Origin of the sequence: Microbacterium sp. A94 (genome assembly GCF_051842855.1) — a bacterium.
Lineage (GTDB): Bacteria > Actinomycetota > Actinomycetes > Actinomycetales > Microbacteriaceae > Microbacterium.
This window is the reverse complement of the sequence record NZ_JBPXMU010000002.1, coordinates 673792-685729: the sequence shown is the minus strand read 5'-3', so window position 1 is coordinate 685729 and position 11938 is coordinate 673792. Positions and strand designations below refer to the sequence as shown.

At 65.7% G+C, this 11938-nt stretch carries 11 protein-coding genes; 8 read left to right on the top strand and 3 right to left on the bottom strand.

The features are described from left to right. Nucleotides 1-23: 23 nt before the first annotated feature. A complete protein-coding gene (locus ACSU1L_RS09185) occupies nt 24-665 on the bottom strand; it encodes a helix-turn-helix domain-containing protein (protein ID WP_439255527.1) in 642 nt (213 codons plus the stop codon). Between the two features lie 62 nt (nt 666-727). Between ACSU1L_RS09185 and ACSU1L_RS09180 the strand changes: the two genes are divergently transcribed. The 6 genes from ACSU1L_RS09180 (at nt 728) to ACSU1L_RS09155 (ending at nt 7033) form a co-directional block, all read left to right on the top strand. Beyond that, nucleotides 728-1309: a biotin transporter BioY gene (locus tag ACSU1L_RS09180; RefSeq protein ID WP_439255526.1), complete on the top strand. Its 582-nt coding sequence runs from the start codon at nt 728-730 to the stop codon at nt 1307-1309. Nucleotides 1310-1524: 215 nt separating this feature from the next. Next, nucleotides 1525-2910 (top strand): plasmid pRiA4b ORF-3 family protein, encoded by a 1386-nt coding sequence (locus ACSU1L_RS09175; RefSeq protein WP_439255525.1) that lies wholly within the window; start codon nt 1525-1527, stop codon nt 2908-2910. Nucleotides 2911-3251: 341 nt separating this feature from the next. Continuing rightward, nucleotides 3252-5612: a phosphoribosylformylglycinamidine synthase subunit PurL gene (gene purL / locus ACSU1L_RS09170; RefSeq protein WP_439255524.1), complete on the top strand. Its 2361-nt coding sequence runs from the start codon at nt 3252-3254 to the stop codon at nt 5610-5612. Further along, a complete protein-coding gene (locus tag ACSU1L_RS09165; RefSeq protein WP_438252553.1) occupies nt 5609-5764 on the top strand; it encodes a hypothetical protein in 156 nt (51 codons plus the stop codon). Before purL ends, ACSU1L_RS09165 begins: the two co-directional genes overlap by 4 nt. A gap of 163 nt (nt 5765-5927) precedes the next feature. After that, nucleotides 5928-6632: a DUF2786 domain-containing protein gene (locus ACSU1L_RS09160; RefSeq protein WP_439255523.1), complete on the top strand. Its 705-nt coding sequence runs from the start codon at nt 5928-5930 to the stop codon at nt 6630-6632. A gap of 47 nt (nt 6633-6679) precedes the next feature. Then, nucleotides 6680-7033: a TraR/DksA family transcriptional regulator gene (locus tag ACSU1L_RS09155; RefSeq protein WP_439255522.1), complete on the top strand. Its 354-nt coding sequence runs from the start codon at nt 6680-6682 to the stop codon at nt 7031-7033. A gap of 18 nt (nt 7034-7051) precedes the next feature. Here ACSU1L_RS09155 and gnd read toward each other — a convergent pair whose 3' ends face one another. Further along, complete coding sequence (gnd, locus tag ACSU1L_RS09150) at nt 7052-8107, bottom strand: phosphogluconate dehydrogenase (NAD(+)-dependent, decarboxylating) (RefSeq protein WP_439255521.1); 1056 nt, start codon at nt 8105-8107, stop codon at nt 7052-7054. 138 nt (nt 8108-8245) lie between these two features. Further along, nucleotides 8246-10351, bottom strand: a complete 2106-nt coding sequence (locus ACSU1L_RS09145) for a hypothetical protein (RefSeq protein ID WP_439255520.1) — start codon at nt 10349-10351, stop codon at nt 8246-8248. 275 nt (nt 10352-10626) lie between these two features. Here ACSU1L_RS09145 and ACSU1L_RS09140 point away from each other — a divergent pair, with 275 nt between their 5' ends. Further along, nucleotides 10627-11049 carry an META domain-containing protein gene (locus ACSU1L_RS09140; protein ID WP_439255519.1) on the top strand — a complete coding sequence of 141 codons (423 nt, stop codon included), beginning with the start codon at nt 10627-10629 and terminating at the stop codon, nt 11047-11049. A 127-nt stretch (nt 11050-11176) separates the two neighbouring features. Beyond that, complete coding sequence (locus tag ACSU1L_RS09135) at nt 11177-11932, top strand: hypothetical protein (protein WP_439255518.1); 756 nt, start codon at nt 11177-11179, stop codon at nt 11930-11932. Nucleotides 11933-11938: the final 6 nt, after the last annotated feature.

The window sequence follows — 11938 nt, the reverse complement described above, 5'->3', positions numbered from 1 at the left end:
CCCGAAATCGTCCTCGCGTCCGCTCACTCGAGCGGACGCGAGGACGCGGTGGTTTTTACCTGCGCGGCGGCGCTTGCCTGTACGGCGGCGCTTGCCTGAACGCCGGCGACCACCATCGTGAGGCCGGCACCGAAGGCATCCGTCTGCTCGTTCACACTGGCGGGATCGAGGTCGACCGAAGCATCCGCCGCACCGACCACGGCGGCGTAGAGGCGCTGCTGCTCGTGGAACGTGTAGCCGATCACGAAGTGCACGAGCGTGTCGGCGGCGATGGGCGCGGATGCGTCGTCGAGTCCCAGGCCGCCCGCAGCTTGGATGAGGGCCGTTCTGCTGGGCAGACCGAGAAGGCCGAGAGCGAGCGAGCTCGACACGATCTCCGCGCCGTCGCGATGAGCGAGCAGCCGGTCGCGCAGCGCTGTCGCGATCGCGGCGAGCCCTGCCGCGGCATCCGATTCTGGGGCTCTTTCCGGGGTATCGACGATCTGCGCGCTCACGGCCGCGAGCAGCGCCTGCTTGTTCGGAAAGTGCCAGTACAGCGCGCTGACCTGCACCTCAAGCTCTTCGGCGATGCGACGCATCGACAGACCGGGCAGGCCGTTCTCGGCGAGCACGCGCATCGCTGCCGCGACGACGTCGGGCTTCGCATAGCGGAGGGGTGCGTTCATCCTGCTAGTGTACTGAACATCGTTCAGGTGAACAGTGTTCAGGATGTCAATCAGGAGGAACCATGTCCGTATCCGCCACCCGCACCCGCGTCCCCGTGCTGGCCGATCTCGTCGCTGGCACCCGCGCGCGCAGCGCCGCCCTGACGCTGCTGGGCACCGCGTTCATCACGGTCTCCGGCTACATCGTGATCCCGCTGCCGTTCACTCCCGTTCCAATCTCGCTGGCCACCTTCGCCGTGCTGCTCACCGGCGTGGCGCTCGGGCCCTCCAGAGGCGCCGCGAGCGCGGGCATCTACCTTGCGCTCGGACTCTTCGGCATCCCGCTGTTCGCGCACGGAGCATCCGGCTGGGCATTCTCATCGTTCGGGTACATCGCCGGCTACGTCGCCGCGGCCCTGCTCGTCGGAGCCCTCGCACGCCGCCGCTCCGCCCGCACCGTGTTGTCGACGCTCGGGCTCGCGGCACTCGGATCGCTGACGATCTATGCGTTCGGCGTTCCGTGGCTTGCGGCATTCCTCGGCGTCGACATCATCACGGCGATCGGACTCGGCGTGGTGCCGTTCCTGATCGGCGACGCCATCAAGATCGCAGCTCTCGGCGGCATCGTTCCGCTCACCTGGCGGGTCGTTGGGCGGTCGCGTTGATTCCCGTTCATAACTCCTGAAGTTCGGGCGGGCGCGGCGGCTATTCCCGGCAAATCCGCCCGTTTCCGCCCATACCCGCCTGTTTCTCAGGAGTTATGCGCGGGCATCGGCCGGGCAGCCCGGGTCGATCGGGCAGACCGGGTCAATCGGGCAACCACCCGGGCAGCCACCCGGCGAAGGCGCTCAACGTCGGAGCTCCCCTCTACGCTCGACACATGACCCGCTACCGCCTGCGCGTGACACTCATCGGCAGCGAGCCCGAGATCTGGCGCACATTCGACATCGAAGGAACCGCCCGGCTGCGGATGCTGCACCTCGCGCTGCAGACGATCATGGGGTGGCGCGAATCGCACCTACACGCCTTCACTGACGCCGACCCGTTTGCGCCTGCGCTGCCGGGCCAGGCAAGGCGCTGGGAATCCCCGGACTTCGAAGACACCGCAGAAGGCGCCCTCTCCGAGGAGGACTTCACGGTCGGCGTTGTTCTGCAGGGCGGCGGTCCGCTTTGGTATGAGTACGACTTCGGCGACGGCTGGATACATCGGCTCGACGTCATCGACCAACTCCCCTCCGACTCCGCGCTTACGGCGGTCGTGCTCGTTGACGGCGCGAATCGCGGACCGTTCGAAGATTCCGGAGGCCCGCACGGCTACGCCGAGAAGCTCGCGATTGCTGCTGATCCGCAGCATCCGGAACATGCATCCATCACTGACTGGATCCACACGACAGTCGGACCGTGGGCGCCTCATGACCCCGGGATGTTCGACCTCATCGGCGTGCAGACCGAGCTGAATCTCCTGTTCAACCCCGGCGAGTCCGGCATCGCACCGTACGACATGTCGGGAATCGTCAAGATCGAAGCGCACCGGCGTCCCGGAGATGTGCACGAGGCGTCGCCGATCGCCGAGTTCGCATCGGTACTGCCGCCACCCATCCGCTCTGAGCTGCGTCAACACCTTCATCGCACCGGCGTGCTCGAGCCGAATGAGATCGACGCTGAGACTGCGGCGCGCATTATCCGGCCATTCGGATGGCTGATGCAGACCGTCGGCGCGAATGGCCTCGCCCTGACAACGGCGGGGTGGATGCCGCCGGCCACTGTCCTTGACGGCATGACCGAACTCGGGTGGCTCGACGATTGGATCGGCAAGGGCAACCGTGAAGACCTCACACCGCCGATGGCCAATCTGCGCGAGACCGCCCAGCGCATCGGGCTCGTGCGCGTGCAGAAGGGACGATTGCTGCTGAGCACTGCGGCCAAGAAGGCACTGGGTGACCCGCAAAGTCAGTTGCGTCTCGTCGCAGGCGGACTGTTGCGGAAGCTCAGTGACGCCGAGACGGATGCGGCAGTCTTGCATCTGCTGGCGATCGCAGACGGCACACCACACGATGAGCGCTGGCGCACCGTCGCATTCGGGCTTGAGGTGTGCGGCTGGCGGTCGTCTACGGGATGGCGGTTCACACGGCAGGACATCGGTCACGCGACCTTCCGGGCGCAACAGGTGCTCGATCAGCTGGGTGAACTGTCTGCTCGCCGCCGTCGCCGGGGCGAGGATGATCCGCTCATCGTGATGTTCGCCCGCGAGGCCTTGCGGTACTGAGCGCTGCGGCACTGCGCGCTGCGAGCTGCGCTGCGCGTTGCGAGCTGAGCGCTGCGGCACTGCGAGCTGCGAGCTGCGAGCTGCGAGCTGCGAGGTGCGCGTTCATTTCCGTTCATAACTCCTGAAGTTCGGGCAGGTCCGGCGGCTATTCCCAGCAAATCCGCCCAAATCCGCCGGTTTCTCAGGAGTTATGCGCGGGCAGTGACCGGGCAGACCGCAACGACCGAGTAGCCCGGGCAGCCCGGGCAGCCACCCAGCGACCGGCCTCCTCCCCCAGCTCACCACCCGCCGCTACGCAAGTAGACTGGAGATGCCCCGCCGGCCCTGATCTTGGAGTGCGCGTGACCCCCGAAGCTGCTGCTGCCCCCGCGACTGTGAAGCACGTCCCCGACTCCGTCTCGAACGCGGTCGCGACCCCGGAGAAGGAGCAGCCGTACGCGGCGCTCGGACTCAAGCCCGACGAGTACGCGAAGATCAAAGAGATCCTCGGCCGCCGCCCCACCTCAGGCGAGCTCGCGATGTACTCGGTGATGTGGTCGGAGCACTGCTCCTACAAGTCGTCGAAGAACTACCTGCGCCGCTTCGGAGAGAAGGTCTCCGAAGAGATGAAGGAACGGCTCATGGTCGGCATGGGCCAGAACGCCGGCGTCGTGGACGTCGGCGAGGGCTGGGCGGTCACCTTCAAGGCCGAGTCACACAACCACCCCTCCTTCATCGAACCGTTCCAGGGCGCGGCTACCGGCGTCGGCGGCATCGTCCGCGACATCATCTCGATGGGCGCACGCCCGGTCGCCGTCATGGATGCTCTCCGCTTCGGCGCGATCGACCACCCTGACACCGCGCGCGTCGTGCACGGTGTCACCAGTGGCATCTCCTTCTACGGCAACTGCCTGGGGCTGCCGAACATCGGCGGCGAGACGGTCTTCGACTCCGTCTACCAGGCGAACCCGCTGGTCAACGCGCTCGCGGTCGGCGTGCTCCGCCACGAAGACCTCAAGCTCGCCAACGCCACCGGCGTCGGCAACAAGGTTGTCCTGTTCGGTGCCCGCACCGGCGGCGACGGAATCGGCGGCGCGAGCATCCTGGCATCCGATTCCTTCGACGACGGCGGCCCGACCAAGCGCCCCGCGGTGCAGGTTGGCGACCCCTTCGCCGAAAAGGTGCTCATCGAGTGCTGCCTCGAGCTCTACAAGGCCGAGCTCGTCGAGGCCATCCAGGACCTCGGCGCTGCCGGCATCTCGTGCGCGACCAGCGAGCTGGCAGCCAACGGAAACTCCGGCATGCACGTCTCGCTCGACAACGTGCTGCTGCGCGACCCCTCGCTGACTGCCGAAGAGATTCTCATGTCGGAGTCGCAGGAGCGCATGATGGCGATCGTCGCGCCCGAGAAGCTGGATGCTTTCCTCGAGGTCGTCGCCAAGTGGGAGGTCGAGACCAGCGTGCTCGGTGAGGTCACCGGCGACGGCCGCCTCATCATCGACTGGCAGGGCGAGCGCATCGTCGATGTTGACCCGTCGACGGTCGCCGTCGACGGCCCCGTCTACGACCGTCCGGTTGCCTACCCGACGTGGATCGACGCACTGCAGGCGGATGCTGCTGAGCTGCTGCCCCGCTCGGACGACGCCGACGTGCTGCGTGAGCAGTTCCTGGCGCTGGTGGGCTCGCCCAACCTCGCCGACACCCGCTGGATCACCAACCAGTACGACTACTACGTGATGGGCAACACCGCTCTGGCCTTCCCCGACGACGCAGGCATGATCCGCGTCGATGAGGAATCCGGCCTCGGCTTCGCGGTCTCCACCGACGCCAACGGCCGCTACTGCCAGCTCGACCCGTACGCGGGTGCGCAGCTGGCTCTCGCTGAGGCGTACCGCAACGTCGCCGTCACGGGTGCGACCCCGACCGCAATCACCGATTGCCTGAACTTCGGATCCCCCGAGAACCCCGAGGTCATGTGGCAGTTCGGACAGACCGTCGACGGTCTGGCGGATGGATGCTTCGAGCTGGGCACCCCGGTCACCGGCGGCAACGTCTCGTTCTACAACCAGACCGGTGACACTCCGATCCACCCGACCCCGTTGGTCGGCGTGCTCGGCATCATCGACGACGTCTCACGCCGCATCCCCTCGGGCTGGCAGGACGTGGGCCAGAACATCTACCTGCTCGGCACGACCTCGACTGAGCTTTCCGGTTCGGCGTGGGCGGATACCGTGCACCAGCACCTCGGCGGCCTGCCTCCGAAGGTGGATCTCACCGGCGAGAAGAACCTCGCGGGGTTGCTTGCTGCAGCCCGCGACGAGTGGCTGATCTCCTCGGCGCACGACCTCTCGGAGGGCGGCCTCGGCCAGGCTCTTGCCGAGGCCGTCATGCGTTTCGGCCTCGGTGCTCGCGTGTGGCTGACCGAGCTGATGGAGCGCGACGGGGTGGATGCGGCATCCGCCCTCTTCTCGGAATCGACCGGCCGCGTCATCGTGACGGTGCCGCGTGAGGATGATGTGAAGTTCCAGGGCCTGTGCGAGGGCCGCGGATACCCGGTGCTGCGCATCGGCGTGACCGACAGCGTTGCCGACCTCGAGGTGACCGGGCTGTTCACTGTTTCGGCGGATGAGCTGCGTGCGACTTCGCAGGCGACGCTGCCGGCGGCCTTCGGCCCGACCGTCACGGAGCCTGTTGCTGCCAGCGGCGTCGAGGGCCTCGCGTGAGCGAGCTGGCCGAGGTGAAGGACAACGAAGAGGACTACGGATCGCTCGGCGAGCCCCGCAACAGGCGCATGCGCATCATTGCCTGGGTGACGATCGCTTCGCTCATCCTCATCGGCGGCGGCTCGACGGTTCTAACTCTCCTCTTCGGCTAACTCCCGCGTCCCCTCCCCTACAGCTTGCGAGTGTCCAGTTGTGGCGCTGTTTTGCGCTGTTTTGCGCTGAAATTGAGCCACAACCGCCCACTCGCAAGTGGTGAGCTCTCAACGTCTGACCCCCGCTGGATACTGGTCGGCATCGTAGACGGAGGAGACGAAAATGAGCGAAGCCAAGATCGACCTGATCAGCAAACTGTTGGCGAAGGCCGAAAGCACGACGCCGGAAGAGGCTGAAGCCCTCACCGAGCATGCCGAGCGGCTGATGGTGAAGTACGGAATCGAGCAGGCCCGGCTCGATGCGCAACGCGCGAAGAATGGGCAGGCGCGGGAAGAGATCATTCAGGAGCGGATGCTGTTCACCGGGTCGTATGCGCGCGACATCCGTGAGCTCGGCGCCGGCATCGGTATCGCGCTCGGCACGATCCGTCCGATGTACTCGGAGGCGGCGACCGGGATGATCCTGTACCTCATCGGCTTCGCCTCCGACGTCGAGCAGGCCAAACGCCTCACCGCGAGCCTTGAGGTGCAGGCGATGGTCGCGATGCGGGCCTGGTGGAAACGAGAGCGCGAGCGATACCTACGGCATCCCGAGAGTGCGAAGCGCCGAGCGCGCAGCGGGTTCATCCGCGGCTTCGGCATCGGCGCGGCCGAGCGCATCACCGAGAGCCGCGCGGTGATCATCGACGACTCCGGCACCGGCACGGCGCTCGTGCTCGCTTCCCGCAAAGACCAGGTGGATGCCTTCGTCGACGCCATCCCCTCGAAGAGGGCGCGCACGCGCCAGGGCGTAAACGCTTCGGCCTACGTGCAGGGTCGTCACTCTGGTCGGCAGGCGAACACCGGAGGGCGATCGGTCACCGTGTGAGCGGGTTGAATGACCGGAAGGCGCATGACGCGCCCTAGGGTATGAGCATGACCGACAGTGAGCTGCGCACCCTGCTTGAAATGCTGCGCCGTGAGGCAAGCGATCGCACCGATGTGATTGCGAGCACGCTCACCGCTTTGACCCACGATCGCAGCAGTCAGAGCGACGATGACGAACATGATCCAGAGGGCGTGCCGCTGTCAGCTGAGTGGTCCCGCCTCAGCGGCGTGCTCGAGGGTGCTCGCGAAGAACTGCAGCAGGTCGATGACGCGCTCGCGCGAATGGATGCCGGCGCCTACGGCGTCTGTGCGAACTGCGGCGAACGCATCCCGCTCGCGCGTCTGCGGGTGCGTCCGTTCGCCGAGCACTGCGTGCCGTGCGCGGAGAAGCTCGGGCGCTGACCGAACGCTGCCACGACCTCAGCCGGCGTCGGCCTTGCGCGCGCCGGCCTCGAGCACATCGCCTGCTGGCAGCTCCTTGTGCCCACCGAACTGCAGGCGCATCGCTGACAGCACCTGGTTCGCGAACTGATCCTCGTCACGTGACGCGAACCGTCCGAACAGCGCTGAGGCAAGCACCGGCACGGGCACGCCCACGTCGACCGCAGCCTTGACTGTCCAGCGGCCCTCACCCGAGTCTGAAACCCGACCCGCCAGGCCATCCAGCGTGGGATCCTCCTGCAGCGCGGCCGCCGTGAGATCAAGCAGCCAGGACGAAATAACCGATCCGCGACGCCACAGCTCGGTGACCTTGTCGGTTTCAATCGGGAACTGGTAGAACTCCGGCTCCTCCAGCGGGGCAATCTCTGCGGAGTGCTCGGCCTCGCGCACTCCAGCATCCGCGTTCTTGAGCAGGTTGAGCCCCTCGGCGATCGCGGCCATGATGCCGTACTCGATCCCGTTGTGCACCATCTTCACGAAGTGGCCAGAGCCCGCGGGGCCGCAGTGCAGGAATCCCTGCTCCTCGGGTGCGAGGTCGCCGGTGCGGCCGGGCGTGCGCTCGATGTCGCCCGGGCCGGGCGCGATCGTGCGCAGGATCGGCTCGATGTGATCGACGGCCGTTTCCGTGCCACCGACCATCAGACAGTAGCCTCGCTCCAGCCCGAAAACGCCGCCACTGGTGCCGATGTCGACATACTCGATGCCGCGTTCACGCAGTGTGGCCGCACGGCGCACGTCGTCACGATAGTTCGAGTTGCCGCCGTCGATGAGGATGTCGCCGGCATCGAGAACCGCCGCGACCTCTTCAGCGATGGCTCCGGTGAGCGAGGCGGGAACCATCATCCACACGACGCGGGTCGGTTCGAGCTTGGCGGCGAGGTCGGCCACACTGTCTGCGCCCGTGGCCCCCTCCGCGACGAGTGCGGCGATAGCATCCGGATTCACGTCGTAGACGACGCAATCGTGCCCATCGAGCATCAACCGCCGCACGATGTTGGCGCCCATCCTGCCGAGTCCGACCATGGCGAGTTGCATCTGAAGTTCCTCCCGTTCGGGACCAGCCCGGAGTGAGCCGCGTCGTGGTCATCTTGGCACGCGTCGCCAGGAGGATGCCAGCACCAACGCAAAAGGCGGGCATCTCCGAAGAGATGCCCGCCTTTTACTCAGTGCTTATCAGCCTTCGATCAGCTTGCGACGACGAATCGTCAGAAGCGTGATGCCACCGGCGAGCAGAACCAGGGCACCAGCCGAGGCGCTCAGGGGCACGATCATGTCCGTACCGGTCGTGGCCAGGTTGTCGTCCTCGCCGCCGTTGCCGCCTTCGCCACCGGGTGCCGGAGGCGTGGTGGGCTCAGGTGCCGGAGGCGTGGTGGGAGCCGGAGCCGGCTCGACGAGAACCAAGAACGCGAGGCTCACGGGTGCGGATGCGACGCCCTCGATGCTCTGCGTTGCAGAGACCGTGTAGGAGCCGGGCTGCAGTGCAGCGTCGAACTTGACGGTCCACTTGCCATCAACGACCTCAGCCGGGTAGGAGCCGCTCTCAGCAGCCAGGGCTGCAGGCTCGGCGCCGTTGAGCTTCACGGTAACAGTTGCACCGTCGATGCCCGTGCCCGAGAGGGCGGAGGGTCCGTTGTCGTGCGCGAACGTGGTGCCGTTCGTGATCGAGGTCACGGCAGGTGCCACCGGGACAACCGAGAAGGCCGAAGTTGCGGCATCCGAGGTGTCGTCGTTGGCGGTCTGCACAACGCTGACGCTGTGCTTGCCGTACTTGAGCTCGAGGCCCTTGATGGTCCAGTTGCCCGAGCCGTCGACCGTGGTGGTGTACTCCGTGCCGTTGACCGTTGCAACAACCTCGGCACCGGGAAGACCGGTTCCGCTGACTGCCGTAACGGTGCTGTCGATGCTTGCACCGTCAGCAGGCGAGGTGATGACCGGAGTCGCGGTAGGTGCGAACTTCGTGGTCAGCGAGTAGGAGGTGGTCTCCGACTTGCTGTAGCCGCTGGATGCGACGAGCTTGTAGTCGTAGTCACCGGGTGTGCCGGGAGCCTTGAACGAGAACTCGCCGTTGGAAACGGAGACGTTGAATGCATCGCCGACACCGGAGACGCGAACCGTCTTGGCACCGGGCGCCTTGCCCGTGATGGTCGAGCCGACGATGGCGGTCGAGCCGCTAGCCGGGTCGGTCACCGTGGGAGCATCCACGTCGAGAGCAACGGTGTAGCCGTTGGTGTGCTCAAGGCCGTGGACGAGGGACGTTGCCCAGGTCCACTGCTCCTGGTCAGCCGAAGCTTCGACGCCACCGCTGATGAGACCGACAGCCGTCGTGCCCTGGATGACAGCGCCACCCGAGTCGCCGGGGCCTGCGACGGTGTCGCTGGAGAAGCCGCGAACCCAGCGGTCCTCGATCTTGGCCCAGCCGTCGAGGAGGTCGTTTTCATCGATCGTTCCAGTGGTGAACCCGGTGGTACGGCCGCTCTTGCTGACATCGCCGTGAACCGGTGCGCCGACGCTCTTGACTGCAACAGTGCCTTCAGCGAGCGAGCTGAGGTCTTCGCCAGCCGTGGTCCAGTTGGTCACAGCGGGAAGCGGGTTAAAGTCACCGGCTTCGTTGAGCGTCATAACAGCGATATCGGTCGCGTTGACGTCGCCCTGTGCACCGGTCGTGTTGTTCGGTCCACCGAACTGACCGAAGGTGAACGCAGCGAGCTCGGTAACTGCATTAGGAACCTCGAACCCGGGGCCGCCGACGGCAGGCTCCTCCGAGGGAACCGAAAGCGCGGTCAGGTCGTAAAGGTCACCAGAGTTGAAATCGAGCGAGCAGTGGCCGGCGCTCAGAAGCGCAGGGACACCCTCCGGCGAGAAGGCCGAGAAACCGACCGAGCAGGCACCGAGGCCGGCACCAGTGTCGATCAAGTAGCCCTGACCACCGACGATGTCATCGCCTGCGAAAAGCTTCGGGGTTGCCACGATCGTGACGACCTTTGCACCGGTGATGTCGGCTGCATCGGTAAAGGCCTTGACGGCTGCATCGTCGGTCGCAGCCTCGTCGCCTGCGACAACGACAACATCTTCACCAGCGGCGTTCACGCCGAAGGCAACGACCTCCGCTGCTGCGGCTGCCTCGTTGACAGTTTCAGACGGCGCGTCTTCCGACGCGCCCGGCGCCTTAAGAGTTGCGTCGGCCTTCGGCTCGTCCGCAGCGTAAGCAGGAGCCGCGAAGAAGAGCCCCCCTAGGGCAATCGTCGTAGCCGCTGTCAAAGCCAGCGGGCGACGTACCATCCCTCTGTTCTTCATAAAGTCGATGTCCTTCATCTGTAGCGAATAATGGTCCCGAAGCGACAAACTGCTCGTCGTTCCTCAGAAAATCGCGGACTCCGTGCCCGCAGAGCGAACACAGAAACCTCCGCAAGACTACCCAGCAAACTCTCAGAAGCCAACAGTAGATCTCCGTTCTGTCACATGTATGGGGACTTCTCCCCACTTCTTGGCTCGGTTACAACGGGTCGCTCAACCTTCCCGCTCGTCTCCAGGTGGGGCCGACTACGATGACGTCCATGCGCACACGAACCCCCAGAATCCTCACGCTGGCCGCGATGGTCGGTGCCGCCACTCTGCTCATCACCGGCTGTGCTGCCGGCCAGACACCGGGATCCGCACCCACATCCTCAGCAGACCCGAATGACCCCGTCGTCGCCGAACTGCTCGGGTCCTGGGGTGAGGATGCCGCAGGGCAGCCCCACCTGGAATTCACCGCCGATGGTGCAGTAACGGGCAACGACGGCTGCAATGGAATCTTCACCAGCTTCACCGTCGAGGGCGACCAGATCGACCTCGCGCAGTTCGCTTCCACGCTGAAGGCTTGTGAAGGTGTCGATGACTGGCTGCGCGGCGTTCGTGCGGTCGAGGTCGACGGCGACGTTCTCGTGGCCTTCAACGACTCCGGCGAGAAGCTCGGCGAACTCACCCGCGCCGAGTAACGCTCCGCACTGCTTGCGAGTGGGCGCGCGTGGCTCAATTTCTCCGGAAACTTGAGCCACAACTACCCACTCGCACCTGGTGCCGGGGACGGAGGGGAAACGGGCGGCGCAGTAGGCTGGGCGCATCATGGATGAGTTCTTCCGAGGCCTGTGGGATTTCGCCGGTAGCTACTGGTGGCTGATCTTCCCGATCATGGCGATGGGCGGCGGTGCCGCAAAAGCCTGGGAGCAGAGCGCAAAGCGGCGGCATCAGCGCCGGATGGAAACGCTGCGGATGAAGGGCGAGCTCAAGGCCGCTCAGATCGCTGCCCGTGGTTCCAGCGGCCCCGTCAGGAACGCACCGAAAGAGATCGACTCCGACGCTCGGCTGCCGTCGAATCAGCTCCTGGAGCGACTCTTCGCCGAGCACGACGAGATCACCGCGCGCTGGCTCGACTACGAACTCGACGTCGCCAAGCTCATCGCCTTCCCCGCTATGAGCGATGGACGCCAGCCACTGACCGCGGCGTTCCTGCGGGCGAAGAAGACCGCAGATGCTCTGCGTCCGGCATCCGCTGATGCCAAGGTGAGCGAGCAGCAGATCACCGAGTATCTGGATGCTGTCGGCAACTACGCCGTCGCATTCGAGATCGCTGAGAAGGATGCCCGGCGCCTGCGCGATTCGACCTTCACGGAGCCTGAGCGCAAGAAGCTCGACCGTGCACAGAAGCTGTTGAAAGTCGCTGTGGACGAATCAGCCACCCAGGCTGAACGCAACCTCGCTTATAAGCGGGTGCGGGACGAGCTCGAAGGCCTGATTGTGCTGTCCGATGAAGCCGTGCAGGTGCTCGAGAAGCAGGTCGCGCGGGAGATCGCCGCGCCTCGGCCACCTACCGAGGGTTGAGACCGG